The following is a 23765-nucleotide window of genomic DNA, read 5'->3' as shown; positions in this document are numbered from 1 at the left end:
CGTGCTAGCCTTTCCGTCGGACGGAGGTCCCGCGCGACGACGGGGCCCCGAGGGGAGGATGTGCCGATGACAGGATACCCGAGCCGCCACGGCACGGTGGATGTGGCTGCGGTCTCGATCACCGAGATGCTGTTCGAGGGCTTGGCGGGCCGAGAGGCGGAGGTGGCCATCATCGACGGCCCCACGGGCCGGGCGGTGACGGCGGGCGAGATCATGGACCGCGTCAAGCGGCTTGCGGGCGGGCTGACCGAGCGCGGCGTGCTGCCGGGCGGCACCGTCGCCATCCTTGCGCCGAACATGCCGGAGTATCCGGTCGTCTTTCACGGCGTGGCCTGGGGCGGCGGCACGGTCACCACGATCAACCCGACCTACACCGCGCCCGAGATCCGTCACCAACTGGTCGATTCCGGCGCGGTGATGCTGGTCACGGTCCCCGCTTTCGCCGAGGTGGCGCGCGCGGCCTGTGACGGGACCGGCGTGCGCGACGTGGTGATCATCGGCGCGGAGACATGCCTGTCGCTGGAGGACGTGATGGGCCAGCCGCTCGAGCGGCAGGCGCCGGTGGAGCTCGCGGAGCATGTCGTCGTGCTGCCCTATTCCAGCGGCACCACCGGGCGGCCCAAGGGGGTGATGCTGACGCATCGCAACCTGGTGGCCAATGTCACCCAGTCTGGTGCCGTGGCGGGGATCACGCCCGCGGATACGGCGGTGGCCTTCCTGCCCTTCTTCCACATCTACGGGATGACGGTTCTGATGAACCTGTTCCTGCAGCAGCGCGCCAAGCTGGTGACCATGCCGCGCTTCGATCTGGAGCTGTTTCTGCGCCTGATCGAGGAGCACCGGGCGACGCGGCTCTACATCGTGCCGCCGGTGGCGCTGGCGCTGGCCAAGCATCCGCTTGTCGATCAGTTCGACGTCTCCAGCGTCGAGGAGGTCTTTTCCGGGGCGGCCCCCCTGGGCCCCGAGACCGAGGTCGCGGTGGGCGCGCGGTTCGGGGCGCGCGCGGTGCAGGGCTACGGGATGACGGAGATGTCGCCGATCAGCCACATGACGGTGGCGGGCCATGTGCGGCATGGTTCGAGCGGGCAGGCCGTGCCCTCGACCGAGTGCCGGATCGTGGACCCCGCGACGCTGGCGGACATGCCCCCCGGCGAGGAGGGCGAGCTGTGGGTGCGCGGCCCGCAGGTGATGAAGGGCTACCTCAACAACCCGGAGGCGACCGCCGAGACGCTGACGCCCGAGGGCTGGCTGCGCACCGGCGATCTTGCCGTCATCGACGCGGACGGGTTCATGTTCATCCGCGACCGGCTGAAGGAGCTGATCAAGTACAAGGGCTTCCAGGTGGCACCGGCCGAGGTGGAGGCGGCGCTTTGCGCCCATGCCGGCGTGGCCGATGCGGCGGTGGTGGGCCGGGCCGACGAGGCGGCGGGCGAGGTGCCGGTGGCCTTCGTGGTGCGCGCGCCGGGCTCGGAGGTGGCCGAGGCCGAGTTGCAGGCCCATGTCGAGGGCTGCCTCGCGCATTACAAGCATCCCGGCGAATACCGCTTCGTCGAGAGCGTGCCGAAAAGCGCGTCGGGCAAGATCCTGCGGCGGGAGTTGCGCGCTGGGTTGTAAGGGGCGTGTGCCTCGAAGGGCTGTTGCGGCGACGCGGGTGGCATGTGGGCCGGTGCGCGTCTTCATCGCGTCCCGGCGGGACGCTCAGAAGATGATGATGTCATGCGTGGGCAACCGGCCCCGGCCAAGCGCCTTGCGCAGCCATGCCTCGTTCAGCGCATGGCCATCCAGCCGTTCGATGCGGCGTGAGAAAGGCAGCACGTCGATGATCGGGGCGATGATGTCCCGAAACCCCTCGTCCGATCCGGGGCCTTCCCCGAGTGATTGGCGCAGGATGCCGGGATGCATCGAGATGTAGAAGGTGATCCGCGGGTCGTTCAGGAGCGGCCCGAGATGGGGGAGCATCTCGAACTCGCCGCCCTCGATATCCATTTTCACGAAGACCTTTTCATCGGGCCCGCAGGCCGCGCCGATGACGTCTTGCAGCGTCCTGGTGGGCACCTGCCAGGTGGTGTCGGACCCCTGCATCAACACGCTCGACATGGAATCGCCGGCCTGCTTGTGCGCCCCCAGCGTGATCGGCAGTCCGCTGTGATGGATGCCGCAGTGATGCGCCTCGATCCTGTCGTGCCAAGTCTTGCCGGCGTTGAGGTGCAGGTTCTGCGCGAGCAGGGCATAGGCCTCGGGGTCGGCTTCGAAGGCGAGCGTTTTCGCGCTGATCTGGGCGAGGTAGAGGACCGTCGGGCCGATCCACGCGCCGAAGTCGATCACGGTGGTCTGTTCATCGACGAAGCGGTCGAACAGCTCGAACGACTCGGGTTCCCAGCGTCCGTCCGCGACGCGTGCCCAGAACCCGTCGAACCGGCCCGGAGAGACGTGAAAGCTTTTACCACGCACATCGACCCGAAGCCCGGTCGTTGGTGCTGCCGCCGGCGGCGTCGCTGCCGGTGCCTTCGTTGGTGCGGCGGATTTCTTCGCCGCAGTCTTCGCCGCCGTGGGCGGCTTTGGCTTCGCCTTTGTCGTTGTCTTTGTCCCGGACGTCTTCTGCAACTCGATACCTCACACCTGTCTCGGCCTCCTTGAACACGGCATCCTGCGACGGTTCAACCCCCATGCAATCCCCATGTGCCGGGCGGGACCTTGGCGGGGTGCGATGTGGCGCGGCAACCGGGGCAGGGGGTGTGCGATCCGCGTCCATCCGGCGCGGCACGATCCCCCGATTTGCCGCACCTCGCCGTGTTGACCGTCCGCGACGCGGGGCGTAAATCGGGGGCCAACGACCGGACCCGCGCGGCGGAGGCTTCTCCTGTTGCGTCAGGTCCCACCCCAGGGACGAGCCAAGGGACACCCATGTCAGAGCTCATGTCAGACTACGCCCCGATCCTGATCTTCCTGGCGCTTGCCATCGGATTGGGTCTTGTGCTGATCCTCGCCGCCGTCGTGCTGGCGGTGAAGAACCCCGATCCCGAGAAGCTCTCGGCCTATGAATGCGGGTTCAACGCCTTCGACGATGCGCGAATGAAATTCGACGTGCGCTTCTACCTCGTGTCGATCCTGTTCATCATCTTCGACCTCGAGATCGCCTTCCTGTTCCCCTGGGCCGTGGCCTTCCCCGGACTGTCAGACATCGCCTTCTGGTCGATGATGGTGTTCCTCGGCGTGCTGACGGTCGGCTTTGCCTACGAATGGAAGAAAGGGGCGCTGGAATGGGAGTGATGACCGGAGCCAACACCGCGGGCCCCGACCGCGAGGTCGCCACCGCCGCGCTGAACCGCGAGCTGCAGGACAAGGGGTTTCTCGTCACCTCGACCGAGGACATCATCAACTGGGCGCGCACCGGCTCGCTGCACTGGATGACCTTCGGCCTCGCGTGCTGCGCGGTCGAGATGATGCACACCTCGATGCCGCGCTACGACGCCGAGCGTTTCGGGATTGCGCCGCGCGCCTCCCCGCGCCAGTCGGACGTGATGATCGTGGCGGGCACGCTGACCAACAAGATGGCGCCCGCGCTGCGCAAGGTCTACGACCAGATGCCCGAGCCGCGCTACGTCATCTCGATGGGGTCCTGCGCCAATGGCGGGGGCTACTATCACTACAGCTATTCCGTGGTGCGCGGCTGCGACCGGATCGTGCCGGTCGACATCTACGTGCCCGGCTGCCCGCCCACGGCCGAGGCGCTGCTCTACGGCATCCTGCAGCTGCAGCGGAAGATCCGCCGCACCGGAACCATCACGCGCTGACGCGCCCCGGCGCGACAAGGAGAATGGCATGAGCGTGGACGCGCTGAACGAACTGGCGGCCCATATCGCCGAGAAACAGGCCGACGCGGTGCTGGGCACGGATGTGTCCGCCCATGGCGAGCTGACCGTGGAAATCGCGCCCGCAGCCCTGGTCGAGTTCGTCGACTGGCTGAAGTCGGACCCGACCTGCAAGTTCTCGACCCTGATCGACATCACCGCGGTCGACTACCCCGAGCGGGATCGCCGCTTCGAGGTCGTGTGGCATTTCCTGAGCATGTATCAGAACCACCGCATCCGCGTGAAATGCGGCCTGCGCGATGACGAGATGCTGGCCTCGATCACCTCCGTCCATCCGGGCGCGGGCTGGTACGAGCGCGAGGTGTACGACATGTTCGGCATCCTGTTCACGGGCCATGCCGACCTGCGCCGCATCCTGACCGATTACGGGTTCCGCGGGCATCCCCTGCGCAAGGATTTCCCGACCACCGGCTATACCGAGGTGCGCTACGACGAAGAGCTCAAGCGCGTCGTCTACGAGCCGGTGAAGCTGGTGCAGGAATACCGGCAGTTCGATTTCATGTCGCCCTGGGAGGGTGCCGATTACGTGCTCCCCGGTGACGAGAAGGCCGGGGAAAAGGCTGGCTCGTGAGCACGGACGCCCCCACGTTCCTCTATTGCCTCGGCGCGCAGAAGGCGGGCACCACCTGGTTGCACGACTATTTCTGCGACCATCCCGACGTGCATGTGCCGGCGGTCAAGGAGATGCATTACTTCGACAGCATCTTCGGCGAGGAGAAGCGGGCGACCACGCAGCGGCGCGCCAACATGCTGGCCCGCGCCCTGTCGGAGAAATGGGGTTACGCGCAGCCGCGGCGCGAGGATGACGTGATCCCCTTTCCCTCGGTCGAATACCAGGGCGCGCTGCTGCGGATGCACACCGACCGCAGCCCCGATCACGCCGCCTACCGCGAGCTGATGCTGAACGGCCGCCGCGGCGAGCGGGTGGTGGCCGACATCACGCCCGCCTATTCCACGCTCGAGGCCGACGCCTTTGCCGAGATGCTGCGCATCGCGCCCGATGCGAAGTTCCTGTTCATCATGCGCGATCCGCTGAAGCGCCTGATCTCGTCGCTGCGGATGCGGCACGTGACCGACGTGGCCCCCGTGGTGGCGCTGCAGGGCATCGACCAGCTCTGCGAGCTGTATCTCGAGGGCAGCCAGCTCGGGGCCGAGCGGCGCTCGACCTACGCCCGGCTGATCCGCGAGTTGGAGAAGGTCGTGCCGCGCGCGCAGATCTGCTACCTGTTCTACGAGCGGTTGTTCACCGACGCGACGATGGATGCGCTGAACGACTGGCTCGGCGTGGCCCGCAAGCCGGGCGACTACAACAAGGTCATCTGGAGCACGAGCGGCAACGACCAGCCCTCGCCCGAGATGACGCGGCGGCTGCATGCGACGCTGGCCGACGAATACGCATTCCTCGCCGACCGGTTCGGGTCGGACATCCCCGAAAAATGGGTCGCACCGGGAAAAGGGAGACCATGATGATGGACGGATCCAAGGGCTTCTCCGACGCCGAGACCGGCGAGCAGAAGATCCGCAACTTCAACATCAACTTCGGCCCGCAGCACCCGGCGGCGCATGGCGTTCTGCGCCTTGTGCTGGAGCTGGACGGCGAGATCTGCGAGCGCTGCGATCCGCATATCGGCCTGCTGCACCGCGGGACCGAGAAGCTGATGGAAAGCCGCACCTACCTGCAGAACCTGCCCTATTTCGACCGGCTCGACTATGTTGGCACGATGAACCAGGAACATGCCTGGGTGCTGGCCATCGAGAAGATGACCCGCACCGAGGTGCCGCGCCGGGCGCAGCTGATCCGCGTGCTCTACTGCGAGATCGGGCGCATCCTGAACCACCTGCTGAACGTCACCACGCAGGCGCTGGACGTGGGCGCGCTGACGCCGCCGCTCTGGGGGTTCGAAGAGCGCGAGAAGCTGATGATCTTCTACGAACGCGCCTGCGGGGCGCGGCTCCATGCCGCCTATTTCCGCCCCGGCGGCGTGCACCAGGATCTGCCCGAGGCGCTGATCGACGATATCGACCAGTGGGCCGACGAGTTTCCGAAGGCACTGGACGACATCGACACGCTGCTGACCGAGAACCGCATCTTCAAGCAGCGCAACGTCGATATCGGCGTGGTGACCGAGCAGGACATCCAGGAATGGGGGTTCTCGGGCGTCATGGTGCGCGGCTCGGGCTTCGCCTGGGACCTGCGCCGCGCGCAGCCCTACGAGTGCTACGACGAGTTCGACTTCCAGATCCCCGTCGGCAAGAACGGCGATTGCTATGATCGCTACCTCTGCCGCATGGCCGAGATGCGCGAGAGCCGATCGATCATCAAGCAGGCCTGCGCCAAGCTGCGCGAGGAAGGCCCCGGCGAGATCATGGCCCGCGGCAAGATCAGCCCGCCCAAGCGCGGCGAGATGAAGACCTCGATGGAGGCGCTGATCCACCACTTCAAGCTTTATACCGAGGGCTTCCACGTGCCCGAGGGCGAGATCTACGCCGCCGTCGAAGCGCCCAAGGGCGAGTTCGGCGTCTATCTCGTGGCCGACGGCACCAACAAACCCTACCGCGCCAAGCTGCGCGCGCCGGGTTATGCGCATCTGCAGGCGATGGATCACCTGTGCCGCGGTCACCAGCTGGCGGATGTTTCGGCGATCCTGGGTTCGCTCGACATCGTGTTCGGAGAAGTGGACCGGTAGATGCCGCATCCCCTGCTTCTCCGTTTCTCAAATATCCCCGCCGGAGGCTCCCGCAGGTAACGCCTTCGCCGCGCTCGAAAGTTCAAGGACACCGCCCGATGCTTCGCCGTCTCCACCCCGACCAGCCCGCAAGCTTCGCCTTCACGCCCGCCAACCAGGCCTGGGCCGAGGCGCAGATCACCAAGTATCCCGAGGGCCGGCAGGCCAGCGCGATCATTCCGCTGCTGTGGCGCGCGCAGGAGCAGGAGGGGTGGCTGACCCGCCCCGCGATCGAACATGTCGCGGACATGCTGGGCATGGCGCATATCCGCGCGCTCGAGGTTGCGACCTTCTATTTCATGTTCCAGCTGCAGCCGGTGGGCTCGGTCGCGCATCTGCAGATCTGCGGCACCACGTCCTGCATGATCTGCGGGGCCGAGGACCTAGTCGCGGTCTGCAAGGACAAGATCGCGCCGAAGGCGCATCAGCTGTCGGCCGACGGCAAGTTCAGCTGGGAAGAGGTGGAATGCCTCGGTGCCTGCGCGAATGCGCCGATGGCGCAGATCGGCAAGGATTACTACGAGGATCTGACCGCCGAGAAGCTGGCCTGGATCATCGACGAGATGGCCGCGGGCCGCGTGCCGACGCCGGGGCCGCAGAACGGGCGCTATGCCAGCGAACCGGCGGGCGGGCTGACCTCGCTCACCGCGCATGAGGCCGGGCGCGACGCGCTGAACGTCTCGGCGCGGCTGGCGACCGACATCGGCGACACGATCAAGCGCATCGACGGGACCGAGGTGCCGCTGCTCGCCCCCTGGGGCAAGCAGTCGGGCGCGGTCGACGTGAAGCCCACGCCGAAAAAGCCCGTGCTGGCCGAGGCCGTTCCGGCCGACAAGACCGGCATCGACAAGCGCGAGGCCCCCGTTCAGGGCACCGCCAAGCCCGAGACGGGCGTACCCGCCGTCGCCGCCGAGGTCGACGAGGCCGAGCCCGAGCGGCTCGATGCGCCGCGTGAAGGCCAGGCGCCCGACGACCTCAAGCGGATCTCGGGCGTGGGTCCGAAGCTCGAGGGGCTGCTGCACGAGATGGGGTTCTACCATTTCGACCAGATCGCCGCATGGACCCCCGCCGAGGTCGCCTGGGTCGACGCCCGGCTGAAGTTCAAGGGTCGGATCGAGCGCGACGACTGGATCGGGCAAGCCAAGAGCTTCGCCGCCGAGGGCTGATCCCGCCCCTTTTGCCGATATGTCGCAGCCTGCGCGCCTCGACGCCGGGCTGCGCGCCGCTATCTGCTCGCCACATGAAAAAATCTGCGATGTGAGGGAGATAGCAGGCATGACCGGGCGATATAAGCTTGTGGCGATCATGGTGGTCTGGACAGGGGCGGCGATCATGGGCCTGACCGTGGCATTGGCGGCGGTGGGCTGGCTGGGCCTGTGGGTCGCGGTGGGGGCCATCGCGGGGTTGGGCACCACGATCGTGGGCGGCTGGCTGGGCCAGCTTCTTTTCGCCACCGACTACGACGCCATGCTCGCGGCCCGCGCCGCGGAAGTCACGGGGCGCGACAAAACGTCCTGAAGGGACAAGACAAACGGTTTTCTCCGGGCTACACATGCGGTGCCATACGCATAACGGGGGAAACTGTCATGAATTCAACGTCCGGCGGCCTGATCAACCTGGCCATCGTCTGGGCCATCGCCTCGGCGGCGGGCTTCGTCGCCATGGCGGGGCTGATGATCCTCGGGGACTGGACCCTGCTGCAGGCGCTGTTCGCCGCGGCGGTGATCTTTCTGGTGCTCGGCTCGATCCTGTCCTGGCTGTTCCTCAAACCGCTGCCCGGCCCCGTTAAGCCGGGCAGCGTGACCGCCTCGACCCCGGCGCAGGCCCCGGCGCAGGTCGCATCGCCGGCCCCTGCCGCTCCGGCGGCCCCTGCTGCCCCGGCTGCATCGGAGTCGGCCCAGGCCCCGGCACCCGCCCCCGCCGCGACAGAAACCCCGGCCCCGATGCCGGAACAGGCCCCCGAGGCTGCGCCGGAACCGGCCGCACCGACCCCGGCCACCAGCGAGGAGGGCACCCGCCCCGCGACGCTCGACGCCCCGCGCGAAGGGGGGGCGGATGACCTGAAGAAGATCAAGGGGATCGGCCCGAAGCTTGAAAAGCTGTGCAATTCCCTTGGCTTCTACCATTTCGACCAGATCGCGGCCTGGACCGAGGCAGAGGTCGTCTGGGTCGACCGGAACCTCGAAGGCTTCAAGGGCCGCGTGAGCCGCGATACCTGGGTCGAACAGGCGAAGCTGCTGGCCTCGGGCGGTCAGACGGAGTTTTCGCAAAAAGTCGACAAGGGCGACGTTTACTGAGTATACTGTCCACCGGGAGGGTTTTTGAACACGAAACCCGAGAGGTGGACATGAACTTCGCCGAAGACATGTGGCTGCGCGGCCAAGCCGTGCAGCGCACGATCCTGCACGTTACCGGATACAGCACGGCCTTTGCCGGAAACGCCGCGTTGCAGACCCTGCACATGGGGTTGAGCGCCCCGCGCAGCTTCTGGGCCGCGATGGCGCGCGTGGCCGCCGCTCCAGCGTCTGTTGCAGCGCAGGGGACGGCCCGCGTCGTGCCGATGACGCCGGATATTCCGGTGTCCGAGGCGGCGGTCGAACCGACAGCCGGTCCTGCCGCCACGCCGCACGCGGCAGCTGCGCCCGAGGCGACGCCGGTCGCGGTGGCGGTCCCGGACCCCGAGCCGGTGCCGGTGCCAGCGCCCGAGCCCGCGGCTGCTCTGGTCGCCGATGTGCCGAGCCCGCATCTGCTGGACGAGCCGCGGGGCGGCAAGGCCGATGACCTGACCGTGCTTGCGGGGGTGGGGCCGAAGCTTGCGGCGGCGCTCAACGAGTTCGGGATCTTCCACTACGACCAGCTTGCCGCGCTGGACGAGGAGGGGATCGCCTGGCTCGATGCGCAGCAAAAGGGGTTTCGCATGATCTGCGCCCGGCATGACATCGTGGGGCAGGCGCGCGCGCGGAAGTGACCCGCGGCGGGGCCGGGGATTGCCTCGGCCCCCCGTGATCCGCTAGGGGACAGGCGACCCGAGACCGCAGGGACCGGAGATGCCGAAGTCACCCGAGCACAGCGAGACCGAGCGCCGCCGCCGCGGCCAGATCCGCATGGCGGCCATCGTCATGGCATCGACCATGGTGCTGTGGATGGGGGCGAGTTTCCTGGGCGGGCGGTTCGGCCTGCCGGTGCGCTTTGCCTTCCTCATCGACCTTGCGGCGATTGCCGCACTGGTCTGGGCGCTATTTGTGACCTATTGGGTGTGGAAAGCGCGGCGCGAGGATGCCTCGGACGGCTGACGCCACCCGACAGTGACGCCCGACGGACCCGGGCCGAGAGAGACGCGAGAGAGGCCAGATGCTTCAGGACAAAGACCGGATCTTCACGAATATCTACGGGATGCATGACCGGACGCTGGCGGGCGCGAAAGCGCGCGGGCACTGGGACGGCACGAAGGACCTGATCGGTCTGGGCCGCGACAAGATCGTCGAGATCATGAAGGCCAGCGGTTTGCGCGGGCGTGGCGGCGCGGGTTTCCCGACGGGGCTGAAGTGGTCCTTCATGCCCAAGGAATCGGACGGGCGGCCCAGCTACCTTGTCGTGAACGCCGACGAATCGGAGCCCGGCACCTGCAAGGACCGGGAGATCATGCGCAATGATCCCCACACGCTGATCGAGGGCTGCCTGATCGCCTCCTTCGCCATGCAGGCGCATGCCTGCTACATCTACATCCGCGGCGAATACATCCGCGAGCGCGAGGCGCTGCAGGCCGCCATCGACGAGGCCTACGAGGCCGGGCTTCTGGGCAAGAACGCCGCCAAGTCGGGCTGGGATTTCGACCTCTACCTGCATCACGGCGCGGGCGCCTATATCTGCGGCGAGGAAACCGCGCTTCTGGAAAGCCTCGAGGGCAAGAAGGGGATGCCGCGGATGAAGCCGCCCTTCCCGGCGGGAGCGGGCCTCTATGGCTGCCCGACCACCGTGAACAACGTCGAATCCATCGCCGTCGTTCCCACGATCCTGCGCCGCGGGGCCGAGTGGTTCGCGGGCTTCGGCCGTCCGAACAACGCGGGCACCAAGCTGTTCGCCATCTCGGGCCACGTGAACAACCCCTGCGTCGTCGAGGAGGAGATGAGCATCCCCTTCGACGAGCTGATCGACCGCCATTGCGGCGGCATCCGCGGCGGCTGGGACAATCTCAAGGCGGTGATCCCCGGCGGCTCCTCGGTGCCGATGCTGCCCGGCTCGGTGATGCGCGAGGGCGCGATCATGGACTTCGACTGGCTGCGCGAGCAGCGGTCGGGGCTGGGCACCGCGGCGGTGATCGTGATGGATCAGTCCACCGACATCATCAAGGCGATCTGGCGGCTGTCCAAGTTCTACAAGCACGAGAGCTGCGGCCAATGCACGCCCTGCCGCGAGGGGACGGGCTGGATGATGCGGGTCATGGACCGGCTGGTGAAGGGCGAGGCGCAGGTCGAGGAGATCGACATGCTGCTCGACGTGACCAAGCAGGTCGAGGGCCACACGATCTGCGCGCTGGGTGACGCGGCGGCCTGGCCGATCCAGGGCCTCGTGCGCCATTTCCGCCACGAGATCGAGGACCGCATCCGCGTCAAGCGCGGCGGAACGGTCGAGATCGCGGCCGAGTAAGGCCCGGCTGCAGGGGAGGGCGTTCCGATGTGCCATGCCGCGGTGGATGCGAAAACGCTGGAGCGCGAGGCGATGGATCGCCTGCGCGCTGCACGCCCCGTGACGGTGGCCGAGGCCCGGCCCGAGGATGGCCCGCCGCCCGAGCTGATCGGGGGGGTGGCCGGGGTCGTCGCGCGCCTGCGGGCGACCTTCGGGATCACGCGCGCCGCGCGCGTCTAGGGCCCGGCCGGGCCCGGCAGGTGCGCCGATGCCGCCTCGGGGCTTGCGACACGGGGCTTTGGCCGGATATGCAGGCAGGGCACGGCGGCGTCAGCGCGCCGAAGCCACGTGAACGGAGCAGCCATGACCAGCACACTGATGCGACGCACGATCCTGTCGGGGGTTGTCCTGTTCCTTGTCACGGGTTGCGCCGCGCTCAGTGATCGTGGCCCGCGGGCCGCGGAGCTGCCTTTCGATGCGCGACTGAACACCGGCGAGACGTGGCGCGATTTCACGGTTCTCGTGCGCGCGCCCGGCGCGACGCTTGCCGACGCCCGCGAAAGCGCGCGGTTCATGGCGACGCGGCATTGCATCGGCCGCACCGGCTCGTCCGAGGTGGACTGGGTGCTCGACCCCGCGACCGGCGACTGGGCCGTCAGCCGCACCGACAGGGGCGAGCCCGTCGTCTCGGGACGCTGCGCGGAACGCTAGGTTTCCCGGCCCGCGCTGCTGCAGGTAGGCCACAGGACAGCCGCGGCACGCCGCGCGCGGCGTTGCGACATCCCCCCCTTTTGCGTATGCTTGCGACACTTCGATGCCGGGCCCGACGAACGAGGCCCGGACGAGGCATGGCAGAGGGCAGCGTGAATGGTGCGTCTTTACTGGTATGGGCTGGCGGTGGTCTATCTCGCCTGCTGCGTGACGGGCATGTTGATGGGCTACACTTGGGGCATCGGCGGGTCGATCCTTGGCACCGTGCTTGGCGCGATGGTCGCCTCGGGCGTTGCGATGGCGCTCAACACCCCCGAACGGATGGAGGCGGCGATCTACGGCATCCTCTCCGTCGTCTTCGTGACCGGGCTGGTCTGGCTGATCGTCACCTTCTGGGGCGTGCGCCTGTGACGGCATGACGGCTGCGCGGCGGGGCGGGGCGTGATCGGCGATCCTCCGCCGCCCGATCCGCGGAAAACGGGCGCTGTTATTGCATAACCTCAGGTGCCGCGCCCATGTCCTGCCGTGGGACCACGCACAAGAAGGCGACATCACGATGAAGACCTATGCCAAGGTGTTGGCCGTTTCCCTGCTGGTGACGGCGACCGGGCTTCTGACCACGCTCGGGGCCGCGCGCGCCGACGGGTTCGACGCGTTGCGCACCGACGAGCGGCTGCACAACGGCCTTCTGGTGATCACCATCGGGCGGCATATCGAGACGACCTGCCCGACCATCGAACGCCGCGGGTTCGCGGCGAATGCCTTTCTGCTCGGGCTGGCCACCCATGCGATGTCGCTGGGCTACAGCCGGGCCGAGGTGACGGCCTATGTCGAGGACGAGGCCGAGCAGGACCGCTATGCCGAGCTTGCGCGGCGCTACTTCGCCGAGAGGGGCGTGACGGGCGAGGATGACGTCGACGGGGCCTGCCGCGTGGGGCGCGACGAAATCGCCGCGGGCTCGCCCATTGGCAGACTGCTTCGCGGGGGCTAAAAGGCGGCGCAACCGTGAACGCGCCGGGCGGCGAATGCATCAGACCAGCCGCCCCGCGCCGGACAGAGGACCGCACCCCATGAGCGACCTGCGCAAGATCATCATCGACGGTCGGGAGATCGAGGTGGATCCAGCGATGACGCTGATCCAGGCCTGTGAACAGGCCGGGATCGAGATCCCCCGCTTCTGCTACCATGAGCGCCTGACCATCGCCGGCAATTGCCGGATGTGCCTTGTCGAGGTCGTGGGCGGCCCGCCCAAGCCCGCCGCCTCCTGCGCGATGCAGGTGCGTGACCTGCGCCCCGGCCCCGAGGGACAGCCCCCCGTGGTCAAGACCAACAGCCCGATGGTCAAGAAGGCGCGCGAGGGGGTGATGGAGTTCCTCCTGATCAACCACCCGCTCGACTGCCCGATCTGCGACCAGGGCGGGGAATGCGACCTGCAGGATCAGGCGATGGCCTATGGCGTCGATTTCAGCCGCTACCGCGAGCCCAAGCGCGCCGCGACCGAGCTGGATCTCGGGCCGCTCGTCGGCACGGCGATGACGCGCTGCATCTCCTGCACGCGCTGCGTGCGCTTCACGACCGAGGTGGCGGGCATCACCCAGATGGGCCAGACCGGCCGCGGCGAGGATTCGGAGATCACCTCCTACCTCGGCCAGACGCTCGAAAGCGAGCTGCAGGGCAATATCGTCGACCTGTGCCCCGTGGGCGCGCTGACCTCGAAGCCCTACAGCTTCACCGCCCGGCCGTGGGAGCTGACCAAGACCGAATCCATCGACGTGATGGATGCGTTGGGTTCGAACATCCGCATCGACACCAAGGGCCGCGAAGTCATGCGCATCCTGCCGCGCAACCATGACGGCGTGAACGAGGAATGGCTGGCCGACCGCTCGCGCTATGTCTGGGACGGTCTGCGCCGCCAGCGGCTCGACACGCCCTACATCCGCGAAAACGGCCGCCTGCGCCCCGCAAGCTGGGGCGAGGCGCTGGCGCTGGCCGCGTCGAAGATCAAGGGCGCGTCGAAGCTGGCGGGTCTTGTCGGTGACCTGGTTCCGACCGAGGCCGCTTTCGCGCTGAAGCAGCTTGTCGAAGGGCAGGGCGGGGCGGTCGAGTGCCGCGTCGATGGCGCGAAGCTGCCCGCGGGCAACCGCGCGGGCTATGTCGGCACGGCGGCGATCGAGGATATCGACACCGCCGGGGCGATCCTGCTGATCGGCACCAACCCGCGCGCCGAAGCGCCCGTGCTGAACGCCCGCATCCGCAAGGCGTGGCTGAAGGGGGCAAACGTGGGCCTGATCGGCGAGGCCGTGGACCTCACCTATGACTACGATCACCTCGGCACCGACCGGGCCGCGCTGGCCGCGCAGATCGGCGTCGCGCATCCGAAGATGGAGGGGCGCGACAGCCTCGTCATCGTCGGGCAGGGTGCCTTGAGAGAGGCCGATGGCGCTGCCGTTCTGGGCCATGCGCAAAAGCTCTGTGCCGAAACCGGCGCGCGGCTGCTGATCCTGCACACCGCCGCGGGCCGCGTCGGTGCGATGGACGTGGGTGCCGTGACCGCGGGCGGCATGACCGCCGCGGTCGAGGGGGCGGACGTGATCTGGAACCTCGGCGCGGACGAAGTTGAAATCGAGCCGTCGGCCGATGGCCGACCCTTCGTCATCTACCAGGGCAGCCACGGCGACCGGGGCGCGCATCGCGCCGACCTGATCCTGCCGGGTGCCGCCTATACCGAGGAGCAGGGCCTGTTCGTCAACACCGAGGGGCGGCCCCAGCTGGCGCTGCGCGCGGGCTTCCCGCCCGGCGAGGCGCGCGAGAACTGGGCGATCCTGCGGGCGCTGTCGGCCGAGATCGGGGCGACGCAGCCCTGGAACACCCTGGCCGAGCTGCGCCGCGCGCTGGTGGCCGAGGTGCCGCATCTCGCCATGATCGACGAGGTGCCCGAGAACGAGGGCGAGGCGCTACCGCTCGGGCCCCTGGGGGACGCAAGCTTCGTGCAGGCGGTTGCCGACCACTACCTCGTGAACCCCATCGCGCGCGCCTCGAGCCTGATGGCGGAACTCAGCGCCATGGCCAAGGCGCGGGCCGAGACCCGGATCGCGGCGGAGTAACGGGCATGGCGCGCCTGCGCGTCCTTTCGCCCGGCCCGGTCGCGGCCGTGCTTGCCGCCTTGGCGGCGGTCGGCTGCGTCGCGGACGGGAACACCGCTGGCCGGGCCGTGCCCGCCGGCGTGTCCTTCGAGGGCGTGGAAACCCGGTTGCTCGACGACGACCTGGTCAACTTCCGCGTCGAAATGACCGGCGCACGCGACCGCGACGACGTGGCCGCTTACGCCCGCTGCGCAGCTGCGCAATACGCACTTATCCGCGGCTTCGGCTTTGCGCGACATGTCCGCACAAATGTGCAGGAACAGGGTGGCGTTTGGGTCGGAGATGCGGTTTACACCATCTCGCCGGCGCTCCCGCGGGGGTTGCAGACGCTCGACGCCGAAGTAGTGGCGGCCGCGTGCGCCGAACAGGGGATACCGACGGTTTAGGGAACGACCCATGGACGGCTTCTTTTCGACCACGCTTGGCCTGATGACGATCATGGCGGCGCAAAGCCTGCTTGTGATCGGCTTCGTGATGGTCAGCCTGCTGTTCCTCGTTTACGGGGACCGCAAGATCTGGGCCGCCGTGATGATGCGGCGCGGCCCCAACGTCGTGGGGGTCTTCGGCCTGCTGCAGACGGTGGCCGACGCGTTGAAATACGTGGTGAAAGAGGTCGTCATCCCCGCCGGGGCCGACCGCCCGGTCTTCCTTCTGGCGCCGATGACAAGCTTCGTTCTGGCGGTGCTTGCCTGGGCGGTGATCCCCTTCAACGACACCTGGGTGCTGGCCGACATCAATGTCGCCATCCTCTATGTCTTCGCCATGTCCTCGCTCGAGGTTTACGGCGTGATCATGGGCGGCTGGGCGTCGAACTCGAAATACCCGTTCCTCGGCTCGCTCCGCTCGGCGGCGCAGATGATCTCATACGAGGTGTCGATCGGCCTGATCATCATCGGGGTGATCATCTCGACCGGCTCGCTCAACTTCGGCGCTATCGTCAACGCGCAGGATACGGGCTGGGGCCTGTTCGGCTGGTACTGGCTGCCGCACCTGCCGATGGTGTTCCTGTTCTTCATCAGCGCCCTGGCGGAAACCAACCGCCCGCCCTTCGACCTGCCGGAGGCGGAATCGGAACTGGTGGCGGGCTACCAGGTGGAATATTCCTCGACGCCGTTCCTGCTGTTCATGGCGGGCGAATACATCGCCATCTTCCTGATGTGCGCGCTGATGACGCTCCTGTTCTTCGGCGGCTGGCTTTCGCCCATCCCGTTCATCCCCGACAGCCCGCTGTGGATGATCGCCAAGATGGCCTTCTTCTTCTTCCTCTTCGCCATGGTGAAGGCGATTGTGCCGCGCTACCGCTACGACCAGCTGATGCGGCTGGGCTGGAAGGTGTTCCTGCCCTTCTCGCTGGGCTGGGTGGTGTTCGTGGCCTTCATGGCGAAATTCGAACTTTTCGGCGGCGCCTATGCCCGCTGGGCGATCGGAGGCTGAGATGACCCAGATCGACTGGAACCGCGCGACGAAATATTTCCTGCTCGGGGATATCTGGGCGGGGATGCGGCTGGGCCTGAAGTATTTCTTCTCGCCCAAGGTCACGGTGAACTACCCGCATGAAAAGGGGCCGCTTTCGCCCCGCTTCCGCGGCGAACACGCGCTGCGCCGCTATCCCAACGGCGAAGAACGCTGCATCGCCTGCAAGCTCTGCGAGGCGATCTGCCCGGCGCAGGCGATCACCATCGACGCCGAACCGCGCGAGGACGGCTCGCGCCGCACCACGCGCTATGACATCGACATGACCAAGTGCATCTACTGCGGCTTCTGCCAGGAGGCCTGCCCGGTCGATGCCATCGTCGAGGGGCCGAATTTCGAATTCGCCACCGAGACGCGGGAAGAGCTCTATTACGACAAGGCCAAGCTTCTGGAGAACGGCGAACGCTGGGAAGCCGCGATTGCGCGCAACCTCGAACTGGATGCGCCCTACCGATGAGCGATGCCCCCCAGAACCCTTTCGAGGCGCTGATGCGCCAGACGCAGGAGATGGCGCAGGACTGGGTCCGCGCCGTCAACCCGGCCATGGCCAATTTCAACCCGGCGCAGATGGACAAGATGTGGCCGACCGTGCCCGCCGAGATGCTGGAGGCCTTCCTTGGCCGCCAGTTCAACCCCGAGGGGCTGGAGGCCAAGACGCGGCTTCTGCTGACGCTGCTGGGGCTGACGATCCAGGGCGCCGTGGCCGAGGCGCAGATCCGCCTGACCGTGCGCCACGCGGCGGCGGCGGGCGCGACCAAGCAGGAGATCGCCGAGACCATCGGCCTTGCGGCGATGTTCGGCGGCGTGCCGGCGATGAACAAGGCGATGGAACTGGCGAACGACGCCCTGAACGCGGGCGGGGAGAGCTGAGATGAGCATGGGCGTATTCACCTTCTACCTCTTCGCGGTCTCCCTCGTGACCGGCGGGCTTCTGACCGTGACGGCGAAGAACCCGGTCCATTCGGTGCTGTGGCTGATCCTCGCCTTCCTGTCGGCGGCGGGGCTTTTCGTGCTGGTGGGCGCGGAATTCGTGGCGATGCTTCTGATCATCGTCTACGTGGGCGCGGTCGCGGTGCTGTTCCTGTTCGTGGTGATGATGCTCGACATCGACTTCGCCGCGCTCAAGGCCGAGATGGCGCGCTACATGCCGCTGGCGGGGCTGATCGGCGTGGTGCTGTTGATGCAGCTGGTGCTGGCCTTCGGGCCCTGGACATTCTCGGAGGGTGTGGACGCGCGGCTGGGCAACCCCATTCCTCCCCTCGCCGAGGCGCATAACACGCAGGCGCTGGGGATGATCATCTACGATCAATACCTGCTCCTGTTCCAGCTGTCGGGGCTGATCCTGCTGGTTGCGATGATCGGGGCCATCGTGCTGACGCTGCGTCACCGCGCCGACGTCAAGCGGCAGGACGTCATCGCGCAGATGATGCGCGACCCGAAGAAGGCGATGGAGCTGAAGGACGTGAAACCGGGACAGGGGCTGTGAGCGGCTGTTCCGATTATTCGTACGAATAATCGCATGATGCGAATTTTCGTACGAAAATTCGAATGAAGACCGCGGTGAACCGCGGCACGAGATGAACGACCAGGCGGGGCGGTTGGGCCTCGCGGAGGGACGACATGACGATTGGTCTTGAACACTACCTGACGGTGGCCGCTGCGCTGTTCGTCATCGGCATCTTCGGCATCTTCCTGAACCGGAAGAACGTCATCATCATCCTGATGTCGGTCGAACTGATGCTTCTGTCCGTCAACATAAACCTCGTCGCCTTCTCGGCCTTCCTGGGCGACCTGACGGGGCAGGTCTTCACCCTGTTCATCCTGACCGTGGCCGCCGCAGAGGCGGCGATCGGTCTGGCGATCCTCGTCTGCTTCTTCCGCAACCGCGGCACCATCGCGGTGGAAGACATCAACGTGATGAAGGGCTGAGCGGCACATGGAAACGATCCTCCTCTTCTCGCCGCTGGTCGGCGCGCTCATCGCGGGCTTCACCTGGCGGCTGATCGGCGAAACCGGCGCACAGGCGGCGGCGACCGCCCTGTTGTTCCTGTCCTGCCTGCTGAGCTGGGTGATCTTCCTCGGCTTCGACGGTGAGACCTACACCGTCCCGCTTCTGACCTGGATCGAAAGCGGCACGCTCTTCACCGACTGGGCGATCCGCATCGACCGGCTGACGGCGATCATGCTGATCGTGATCACCACGGTCTCGGCGCTCGTGCACCTCTATTCCTTCGGCTACATGGCGCATGACGAGAACTTCAAGGAAGGCGAAAGCTACCGCCCGCGGTTCTTCGCCTACCTGTCGTTCTTCACCTTCACCATGCTCATGCTGGTGACGGCCGACAACCTGCTGCAGCTGTTCTTCGGCTGGGAGGGCGTCGGCGTCGCCTCCTACCTGCTGATCGGCTTCTATTACCGCAAGCCGTCCGCGGGGGCGGCGGCCATGAAGGCCTTCATCGTCAACCGGGTGGGCGACTTCGGTTTCCTCCTGGGCATCTTCGCGCTGTTCTGGATGACGGATTCGATCCAGTTCGACGTGATCCTGCCGATGGGGGCCGAGCTGGCGCAGATGACCATCACCTTCCTCGGGATGGAGCTGAACGCGGCGGAAACCATCGCCTTCCTGCTCTTCATCGGCGCGATGGGCAAATCGGCGCAGCTTCTGTTGCACACCTGGCTGCCCGACGCGATGGAAGGCCCGACGCCGGTCTCGGCGCTGATCCACGCCGCGACCATGGTGACGGCGGGTGTGTTCCTTGTCTGCCGCATGTCGCCGGTGATCGAATACGCGCCCATGGCGGGCAATTTCATCATCATCATCGGCGCGATCACAGCCTTTTTCGCGGCGACCGTGGGCCTCGTGCAGAACGACATCAAGCGCGTGATCGCCTATTCGACCTGTTCGCAGCTGGGCTACATGTTCGTGGCCGCGGGCGTGGGCGTCTACTCGGTGGCGATGTTCCACCTCTTCACCCACGCCTTCTTCAAGGCGATGCTGTTCCTCGGCGCGGGCTCGGTCATCCACGCGATGCACCACGAGCAGGACATGCGGAACTACGGTGCGCTGCGCAAGAAGATCCCGCTGACCTTCTGGGCGATGATGATCGGCACGCTGGCGATCACCGGCGTCGGCATCCCGACCACCTATATCGGCTTCGCCGGCTTCTTCTCGAAGGACGCGGTTGTCGAGTCGGCCTTCGCCTTCGGCGGCGAGCTGGGCAGCTTCGCCTTCTGGGCGCTGATCGTGGCGGCGATGTTCACCAGCTTCTACTCGTGGCGGCTGATGTTCCTGACCTTCTTCGGCGAGGCGCGCGGCAGCAAGCACACCCATGAGCATGCCCATGAAAGCCCCTGGACCATGCTTGCGCCGCTGGCTGTCCTGGCGCTCGGCGCGGTCTTTGCCGGTGTGGTCTGGTACAACAGCTTCTTCGGCAAGACCGATCAGGTCGCCACCTTCTTCGGGGTCGAATACGTCGACACCTATGCCAGCGGCGACCACGGCGGCGAAGAAGCGGCCCACGGCGAGGCAGCCGCCGACACCCACGCGACCGAGGGCGACAGCCACGGCTCCGACCACCACTACGTCTTCACCAGCCCGCCGGGCGAGGGCGCGATCCACGCCGCGCCGGACAACGACATCCTGAACGAGGCGCATTACGTGCCCCTGTGGGTCAAGGTCAGCCCCTTCGCGGCGATGATCATCGGCTTCCTGACCGCGCTGTGGTTCTACATCCTGAACCCGTCGCTGCCCGGTCGCCTCGCGGCGGCACAGCGCCCGCTCTACGAGTTCCTGCTGAACAAGTGGTATTTCGACGAGATCTACGACTTCCTCTTCGTGAAGCCCGCGCGCTGGCTGGGCCGCACGCTCTGGAAGGGCGGGGACGGCGCGATCATCGACGGCGGCATCAACGGGCTGGCGCTCGGGATCATCCCCTTCTTCACGCGCCTCGCGGGGCGGGCGCAGTCGGGCTACATCTTCACCTATGCCTTCGCCATGGTGTTGGGGATCGTCATCCTCGTCACCTGGGTCACGCTGCGCGCAGGAGGCTGAGAGACATCCATGGACAACCTGCTTTCCATCGTCACCTTCCTGCCGCTGGTCGCGGCCGTGATCCTTGCCGTCTTCCTGCGCGGCGAGGATGCCGCGGCGCAGCTGAACGCCAAGCGGCTTGCGCTGGCGGCCACCTCCTTCACCTTCGTGATCTCGCTGGCGATCCTGGTGCAGTTCGACCCGAACGACACCGGTTTCCAGCTGGTCGAAGAGAGCGAGTGGCTCTTCGGGCTGACCTACAAGGTGGGCGTTGACGGCATCTCGGTGCTCTTCGTTCTGCTGACCACGTTCCTCATGCCGATCACCATCGCGTCGTGCTGGGGCGTCACGCATCGCGTGAAGGAATACATGATCGCCATGCTGGTGCTGGAAACGCTGATGATCGGCGTCTTCGTGGCGCTCGACATGGTGCTGTTCTACCTGTTCTTCGAGGCGGGCCTGATCCCGATGTTCCTGATCATCGGCATCTGGGGCGGCAAGGATCGTATCTACGCGGCCTTCAAGTTCTTCCTCTACACCTTCCTCGGCTCGGTTCTGATGCTGGTCGCCATGATCGCCATGTATGTGGACGCGGGCACCACCGACATTCCGACGCTGCTGAACCACCAGTTCGACGCAGGCCCGATGTCGATCATGGGCTGGCAGATCGCGGGCGGCATGCAGACGCTTCTGTGGCTCGCCTTCTTCGCAAGCTTCGCGGTCAAGATGCCGATGTGGCCGGTCCACACCTGGCTGCCCGACGCGCACGTGCAAGCCCCCACCGCGGGCTCGGTCGTGCTGGCGGCGATCCTGCTGAAGATGGGCGGCTACGGCTTCCTGCGCTTCAGCCTGCCGATGTTCCCCGTGGGCTCGGACATCATGGCGCCGCTGGTGCTGTGGCTGTCGGTCATCGCCATCGTCTACACCTCGCTCGTGGCGATGGTGCAGGAGGACATGAAGAAGCTGATCGCCTATTCCTCGGTCGCGCACATGGGCTTCGTGACCATGGGCATCTTCGCCGCGAACCAGCAGGGTGTCGATGGCGCGATCTTCCAGATGATCAGCCACGGCTTCATCTCGGGCGCGCTGTTCCTTTGCGTGGGCGTGATCTACGACCGGATGCACACGCGCGACATAGACGCCTACGGTGGCCTCGTCGTGCGGATGCCGGCCTATGCCGCGGTTTTCATGCTCTTCACCATGGCCAACGTGGGCCTGCCGGGCACCTCGGGCTTCGTGGGCGAGTTCCTGACGCTGATCGGCGTCTTCCAGGTCAACACCTGGGTCGGCGTCTTCGCCGCGACCGGCGTGATCCTGTCGGCGGCTTACGCGCTCTGGCTCTACCGCCGGGTCGTCTTCGGCGACCTGATCAAGGAGAGCCTCAAGTCGATCACCGACATGGACCGGCGCGAGCGCGCGATTTTTGCGCCGCTCATCGTCATGACCCTACTTCTGGGCGTCTATCCCAGCCTTGTGACCGACATGATCGGCCCCTCGGTCGAGGCGCTCGTTTCCCATTACGACACGGCGTTGGCCAATCACGTGCCCGACACCCATGTCGCAGCGACCCATTGAGGTGAGCAGATGATCGGTTCCGACCTTGCCATCCTGATCCCCGAGATCGTCCTTGCCCTCTTTGCCATGGGCGCGCTTCTGGGGGCGGTCTACACCTCGAAGGACGGGCTTGCGCCTGCGCTGACATGGGGCACGGCGATCCTGTTCGTGGTCATGGCCTTCTACATCGGCGTGACCGGCACCGGCACGCGCGAGGCCTTTGGCGGCATGTTCGTCGACGACGCCTTCGCGCGCTTCGCCAAGGTGACGATCCTTTTGTCTGCGGCGGCGGTGCTGCTGATCGGCCTCGACCGCATGGCGCGCAGCGACATCCTGCGGTTCGAATATCCGATCCTCGTCACGCTGGCCGTGATCGGCATGATGATGATGGTCTCCGCGGGCGACCTGATGGCGCTCTACATGGGGCTCGAGCTGCAATCGCTGGCGCTATACGTCGTGGCCTCGCTCCGGCGCGACAGCGTGCGCTCGACCGAAGCGGGCCTGAAATACTTCATCCTCGGCGCGCTGTCGTCGGGCCTGCTGCTGTATGGCGCGTCGCTGGTCTATGGCTACGCGGGCACGACGCTGTTTTCCGGCATCATCGAGACCGCGACCGCGGGCGAGATGCCCGTGGGCCTTCTGATCGGCCTGGTCTTCGTGATGGCGGGCCTTGCCTTCAAGGTCTCGGCCGTGCCCTTCCACATGTGGACGCCGGATGTCTACGAGGGGGCACCGACCCCCATCACCGCGCTCTTCGCCACGGCACCCAAGGTCGCCGCCATGGCGCTCTTCGCGCGCGTCGTGCATGACGCCTTCGGCGGCGCGGTGGGCGACTGGCAGCAGATCGTGGCCTTTCTCGCCGTGGTGTCCATGTTCCTCGGCGCAATCGCCGCGATCGGGCAGACCGACATCAAGCGCCTGATGGCCTATTCCTCGATCAGCCACATGGGGTTCGCGCTGATGGGCCTGGCCTCGGGCACCCAGCAGGGCGTCGAGGCGATGCTGATCTACATGGCGATCTACGTCACCATGAACATCGGCACCTTCGCCTTCATCCTGTCGATGGAAAAGGATGGCCGCCCGGTCACGGAAATCAGCGCGCTGTCGTCCTTCGCCAGCCGCGAGGGGACCAAGGCACTGGCGCTTCTGGTGTTGATGTTCTCGCTGGCCGGTGTCCCGCCGCTGGTGGGCTTCTTCGGCAAGTATGCCGTGCTCTGGGCCGCGGTCGAGGCGGGCATGGCCTGGCTTGCCATCGCGGGGGTGATCGCCTCGGTGATCGGTGCCTATTATTACCTGCGCATCGTCTACCTGATGTATTTCGGCGAAGACCGCGAGGGGCTGGATGGCCGGATGGGCGTGCTGCAATACGCGGGGCTCATGGTCATGGCCGCGCTGATCGCGCTGGCCTGGCTGCCGGGCATCAACCTGCTGGGCCTCGAGGGGATGGCGGCGGCCGCCGCCGAGACGCTGGTCCGCTAGGGTGGCGGACTGGCCCGCGGGCGTGGGCCGGCAGGTCCTGCCCTCCACCGACAGCACCATGGCCGAGGCCGCCCGACAGGCGGCCTCGCTCTCCGGCCCCACCTGGATCTGCGCGCTGCAGCAGACCGCCGCGCGCGGCCGCCGCGGGCGG

28 protein-coding genes are annotated in these 23765 nt (G+C 66.8%); 26 read left to right on the top strand and 2 right to left on the bottom strand.

Features of this window, described 5'->3' with window-relative positions:
* The first annotated feature begins 66 nt into the window (after positions 1 to 66).
* Positions 67 to 1614, top strand: a complete 1548-nt coding sequence (locus QQK83_RS08005; protein ID WP_284263235.1) for an AMP-binding protein — start codon at positions 67 to 69, stop codon at positions 1612 to 1614.
* An 84-nt stretch (positions 1615 to 1698) separates the two neighbouring features.
* Here QQK83_RS08005 and QQK83_RS08000 read toward each other — a convergent pair whose 3' ends face one another.
* Positions 1699 to 2451: an FkbM family methyltransferase gene (locus QQK83_RS08000; RefSeq protein ID WP_284263234.1), complete on the bottom strand. Its 753-nt coding sequence runs from the start codon at positions 2449 to 2451 to the stop codon at positions 1699 to 1701.
* Complete coding sequence (locus QQK83_RS07995; RefSeq protein WP_284263233.1) at positions 2441 to 2668, bottom strand: hypothetical protein; 228 nt, start codon at positions 2666 to 2668, stop codon at positions 2441 to 2443. Before QQK83_RS07995 ends, QQK83_RS08000 begins: the two co-directional genes overlap by 11 nt.
* Before the next feature lie 236 nt (positions 2669 to 2904).
* Here QQK83_RS07995 and QQK83_RS07990 point away from each other — a divergent pair, with 236 nt between their 5' ends.
* From QQK83_RS07990 to nuoN, 25 genes are all read left to right on the top strand, one after another.
* Entirely contained in the window at positions 2905 to 3270 is a 366-nt protein-coding gene (locus QQK83_RS07990) for an NADH-quinone oxidoreductase subunit A (RefSeq protein ID WP_284263232.1), read from the top strand.
* Positions 3261 to 3794 carry a NuoB/complex I 20 kDa subunit family protein gene (locus QQK83_RS07985; protein WP_284263231.1) on the top strand — a complete coding sequence of 178 codons (534 nt, stop codon included), beginning with the start codon at positions 3261 to 3263 and terminating at the stop codon, positions 3792 to 3794. The genes QQK83_RS07990 and QQK83_RS07985 overlap by 10 nt, the downstream gene beginning before the upstream one ends.
* A gap of 28 nt (positions 3795 to 3822) precedes the next feature.
* The gene (locus QQK83_RS07980; protein WP_284263230.1) at positions 3823 to 4443 is read left to right on the top strand and encodes an NADH-quinone oxidoreductase subunit C; all 621 of its coding nucleotides are present in this window, start codon (positions 3823 to 3825) and stop codon (positions 4441 to 4443) included.
* Positions 4440 to 5339 (top strand): sulfotransferase, encoded by a 900-nt coding sequence (locus tag QQK83_RS07975; protein ID WP_284263229.1) that lies wholly within the window; start codon positions 4440 to 4442, stop codon positions 5337 to 5339. The genes QQK83_RS07980 and QQK83_RS07975 overlap by 4 nt, the downstream gene beginning before the upstream one ends.
* Before the next feature lie 2 nt (positions 5340 to 5341).
* The gene (locus tag QQK83_RS07970; RefSeq protein WP_284263228.1) at positions 5342 to 6559 is read left to right on the top strand and encodes an NADH-quinone oxidoreductase subunit D; all 1218 of its coding nucleotides are present in this window, start codon (positions 5342 to 5344) and stop codon (positions 6557 to 6559) included.
* Between the two features lie 98 nt (positions 6560 to 6657).
* A complete protein-coding gene (locus QQK83_RS07965; RefSeq protein WP_284263227.1) occupies positions 6658 to 7764 on the top strand; it encodes an NADH-quinone oxidoreductase subunit E in 1107 nt (368 codons plus the stop codon).
* A 109-nt stretch (positions 7765 to 7873) separates the two neighbouring features.
* On the top strand, positions 7874 to 8116 hold the full coding sequence (locus tag QQK83_RS07960) for a hypothetical protein (protein ID WP_284263226.1): 243 nt from the start codon (positions 7874 to 7876) through the stop codon (positions 8114 to 8116).
* Positions 8117 to 8184: 68 nt separating this feature from the next.
* A complete protein-coding gene (locus QQK83_RS19365; RefSeq protein WP_349816222.1) occupies positions 8185 to 8895 on the top strand; it encodes a hypothetical protein in 711 nt (236 codons plus the stop codon).
* A 50-nt stretch (positions 8896 to 8945) separates the two neighbouring features.
* Positions 8946 to 9566, top strand: a complete 621-nt coding sequence (locus QQK83_RS07950; protein WP_284263225.1) for a hypothetical protein — start codon at positions 8946 to 8948, stop codon at positions 9564 to 9566.
* A 79-nt stretch (positions 9567 to 9645) separates the two neighbouring features.
* On the top strand, positions 9646 to 9891 hold the full coding sequence (locus QQK83_RS07945) for a DUF5337 domain-containing protein (protein WP_284263224.1): 246 nt from the start codon (positions 9646 to 9648) through the stop codon (positions 9889 to 9891).
* 58 nt (positions 9892 to 9949) lie between these two features.
* Positions 9950 to 11245, top strand: a complete 1296-nt coding sequence (gene nuoF / locus QQK83_RS07940) for an NADH-quinone oxidoreductase subunit NuoF (protein ID WP_284263223.1) — start codon at positions 9950 to 9952, stop codon at positions 11243 to 11245.
* 27 nt (positions 11246 to 11272) lie between these two features.
* Complete coding sequence (locus QQK83_RS07935) at positions 11273 to 11464, top strand: hypothetical protein (protein ID WP_284263222.1); 192 nt, start codon at positions 11273 to 11275, stop codon at positions 11462 to 11464.
* A 123-nt stretch (positions 11465 to 11587) separates the two neighbouring features.
* Complete coding sequence (locus QQK83_RS07930; protein WP_284263221.1) at positions 11588 to 11935, top strand: hypothetical protein; 348 nt, start codon at positions 11588 to 11590, stop codon at positions 11933 to 11935.
* 156 nt (positions 11936 to 12091) lie between these two features.
* Positions 12092 to 12346: a hypothetical protein gene (locus tag QQK83_RS07925; protein ID WP_284263220.1), complete on the top strand. Its 255-nt coding sequence runs from the start codon at positions 12092 to 12094 to the stop codon at positions 12344 to 12346.
* A gap of 145 nt (positions 12347 to 12491) precedes the next feature.
* Positions 12492 to 12926 (top strand): DUF5333 domain-containing protein, encoded by a 435-nt coding sequence (locus QQK83_RS07920; protein WP_284263219.1) that lies wholly within the window; start codon positions 12492 to 12494, stop codon positions 12924 to 12926.
* Between the two features lie 79 nt (positions 12927 to 13005).
* Complete coding sequence (gene nuoG, locus QQK83_RS07915; protein ID WP_284263218.1) at positions 13006 to 15039, top strand: NADH-quinone oxidoreductase subunit NuoG; 2034 nt, start codon at positions 13006 to 13008, stop codon at positions 15037 to 15039.
* Positions 15040 to 15044: 5 nt separating this feature from the next.
* Positions 15045 to 15464, top strand: a complete 420-nt coding sequence (locus QQK83_RS07910; protein WP_284263217.1) for a hypothetical protein — start codon at positions 15045 to 15047, stop codon at positions 15462 to 15464.
* Positions 15465 to 15474: 10 nt separating this feature from the next.
* The gene (gene nuoH / locus QQK83_RS07905) at positions 15475 to 16512 is read left to right on the top strand and encodes an NADH-quinone oxidoreductase subunit NuoH (protein WP_284263216.1); all 1038 of its coding nucleotides are present in this window, start codon (positions 15475 to 15477) and stop codon (positions 16510 to 16512) included.
* 1 nt (position 16513) lies between these two features.
* Positions 16514 to 17008 carry an NADH-quinone oxidoreductase subunit NuoI gene (gene nuoI, locus QQK83_RS07900; protein ID WP_284263215.1) on the top strand — a complete coding sequence of 165 codons (495 nt, stop codon included), beginning with the start codon at positions 16514 to 16516 and terminating at the stop codon, positions 17006 to 17008.
* Positions 17005 to 17421 (top strand): carboxymuconolactone decarboxylase family protein, encoded by a 417-nt coding sequence (locus QQK83_RS07895; protein ID WP_284263214.1) that lies wholly within the window; start codon positions 17005 to 17007, stop codon positions 17419 to 17421. Before nuoI ends, QQK83_RS07895 begins: the two co-directional genes overlap by 4 nt.
* Positions 17422 to 17428: 7 nt before the next feature.
* Positions 17429 to 18037 carry an NADH-quinone oxidoreductase subunit J gene (locus QQK83_RS07890; protein WP_284263281.1) on the top strand — a complete coding sequence of 203 codons (609 nt, stop codon included), beginning with the start codon at positions 17429 to 17431 and terminating at the stop codon, positions 18035 to 18037.
* A 134-nt stretch (positions 18038 to 18171) separates the two neighbouring features.
* Complete coding sequence (gene nuoK, locus QQK83_RS07885; RefSeq protein ID WP_284263213.1) at positions 18172 to 18480, top strand: NADH-quinone oxidoreductase subunit NuoK; 309 nt, start codon at positions 18172 to 18174, stop codon at positions 18478 to 18480.
* Positions 18481 to 18487: 7 nt separating this feature from the next.
* The gene (nuoL, locus tag QQK83_RS07880; RefSeq protein ID WP_284263212.1) at positions 18488 to 20602 is read left to right on the top strand and encodes an NADH-quinone oxidoreductase subunit L; all 2115 of its coding nucleotides are present in this window, start codon (positions 18488 to 18490) and stop codon (positions 20600 to 20602) included.
* Positions 20603 to 20611: 9 nt separating this feature from the next.
* Positions 20612 to 22156, top strand: coding sequence for an NADH-quinone oxidoreductase subunit M (locus QQK83_RS07875; RefSeq protein ID WP_284263211.1), 1545 nt, complete (start codon positions 20612 to 20614; stop codon positions 22154 to 22156).
* Between the two features lie 9 nt (positions 22157 to 22165).
* Positions 22166 to 23614, top strand: a complete 1449-nt coding sequence (nuoN, locus tag QQK83_RS07870; protein WP_284263210.1) for an NADH-quinone oxidoreductase subunit NuoN — start codon at positions 22166 to 22168, stop codon at positions 23612 to 23614.
* Positions 23615 to 23765 lie beyond the last annotated feature (151 nt).

The organism is Roseicyclus amphidinii, assembly GCF_030163755.1.
Taxonomy (GTDB): Bacteria; Pseudomonadota; Alphaproteobacteria; order Rhodobacterales; family Rhodobacteraceae; genus Roseicyclus; species Roseicyclus amphidinii.
This window is presented reverse-complemented; position numbering and strand designations above follow the sequence as displayed.

What these genes read in the sequence shown, in the direction of transcription:
- QQK83_RS08005 (WP_284263235.1), top strand. Translation starts at nt 67, where the DNA reads ATGACAGGATACCCGAGCCGCCACGGCACGGTGGATGTGGCTGCGGTC.
- QQK83_RS07995 (WP_284263233.1), bottom strand. Translation starts at nt 2,668, where the DNA reads ATGGGGGTTGAACCGTCGCAGGATGCCGTGTTCAAGGAGGCCGAGACA.
- QQK83_RS07990 (WP_284263232.1), top strand. Translation starts at nt 2,905, where the DNA reads ATGTCAGAGCTCATGTCAGACTACGCCCCGATCCTGATCTTCCTGGCG.
- QQK83_RS07985 (WP_284263231.1), top strand. Translation starts at nt 3,261, where the DNA reads ATGGGAGTGATGACCGGAGCCAACACCGCGGGCCCCGACCGCGAGGTC.
- QQK83_RS07980 (WP_284263230.1), top strand. Translation starts at nt 3,823, where the DNA reads ATGAGCGTGGACGCGCTGAACGAACTGGCGGCCCATATCGCCGAGAAA.
- QQK83_RS07970 (WP_284263228.1), top strand. Translation starts at nt 5,342, where the DNA reads ATGGACGGATCCAAGGGCTTCTCCGACGCCGAGACCGGCGAGCAGAAG.
- QQK83_RS07965 (WP_284263227.1), top strand. Translation starts at nt 6,658, where the DNA reads ATGCTTCGCCGTCTCCACCCCGACCAGCCCGCAAGCTTCGCCTTCACG.
- QQK83_RS07960 (WP_284263226.1), top strand. Translation starts at nt 7,874, where the DNA reads ATGACCGGGCGATATAAGCTTGTGGCGATCATGGTGGTCTGGACAGGG.
- QQK83_RS19365 (WP_349816222.1), top strand. Translation starts at nt 8,185, where the DNA reads ATGAATTCAACGTCCGGCGGCCTGATCAACCTGGCCATCGTCTGGGCC.
- QQK83_RS07950 (WP_284263225.1), top strand. Translation starts at nt 8,946, where the DNA reads ATGAACTTCGCCGAAGACATGTGGCTGCGCGGCCAAGCCGTGCAGCGC.
- QQK83_RS07945 (WP_284263224.1), top strand. Translation starts at nt 9,646, where the DNA reads ATGCCGAAGTCACCCGAGCACAGCGAGACCGAGCGCCGCCGCCGCGGC.
- nuoF (WP_284263223.1), top strand. Translation starts at nt 9,950, where the DNA reads ATGCTTCAGGACAAAGACCGGATCTTCACGAATATCTACGGGATGCAT.
- QQK83_RS07935 (WP_284263222.1), top strand. Translation starts at nt 11,273, where the DNA reads ATGTGCCATGCCGCGGTGGATGCGAAAACGCTGGAGCGCGAGGCGATG.
- QQK83_RS07930 (WP_284263221.1), top strand. Translation starts at nt 11,588, where the DNA reads ATGACCAGCACACTGATGCGACGCACGATCCTGTCGGGGGTTGTCCTG.
- QQK83_RS07925 (WP_284263220.1), top strand. Translation starts at nt 12,092, where the DNA reads ATGGTGCGTCTTTACTGGTATGGGCTGGCGGTGGTCTATCTCGCCTGC.
- QQK83_RS07920 (WP_284263219.1), top strand. Translation starts at nt 12,492, where the DNA reads ATGAAGACCTATGCCAAGGTGTTGGCCGTTTCCCTGCTGGTGACGGCG.
- nuoG (WP_284263218.1), top strand. Translation starts at nt 13,006, where the DNA reads ATGAGCGACCTGCGCAAGATCATCATCGACGGTCGGGAGATCGAGGTG.
- QQK83_RS07910 (WP_284263217.1), top strand. Translation starts at nt 15,045, where the DNA reads ATGGCGCGCCTGCGCGTCCTTTCGCCCGGCCCGGTCGCGGCCGTGCTT.
- nuoH (WP_284263216.1), top strand. Translation starts at nt 15,475, where the DNA reads ATGGACGGCTTCTTTTCGACCACGCTTGGCCTGATGACGATCATGGCG.
- nuoI (WP_284263215.1), top strand. Translation starts at nt 16,514, where the DNA reads ATGACCCAGATCGACTGGAACCGCGCGACGAAATATTTCCTGCTCGGG.
- QQK83_RS07895 (WP_284263214.1), top strand. Translation starts at nt 17,005, where the DNA reads ATGAGCGATGCCCCCCAGAACCCTTTCGAGGCGCTGATGCGCCAGACG.
- QQK83_RS07890 (WP_284263281.1), top strand. Translation starts at nt 17,429, where the DNA reads ATGGGCGTATTCACCTTCTACCTCTTCGCGGTCTCCCTCGTGACCGGC.
- nuoK (WP_284263213.1), top strand. Translation starts at nt 18,172, where the DNA reads ATGACGATTGGTCTTGAACACTACCTGACGGTGGCCGCTGCGCTGTTC.
- nuoL (WP_284263212.1), top strand. Translation starts at nt 18,488, where the DNA reads ATGGAAACGATCCTCCTCTTCTCGCCGCTGGTCGGCGCGCTCATCGCG.
- QQK83_RS07875 (WP_284263211.1), top strand. Translation starts at nt 20,612, where the DNA reads ATGGACAACCTGCTTTCCATCGTCACCTTCCTGCCGCTGGTCGCGGCC.
- nuoN (WP_284263210.1), top strand. Translation starts at nt 22,166, where the DNA reads ATGATCGGTTCCGACCTTGCCATCCTGATCCCCGAGATCGTCCTTGCC.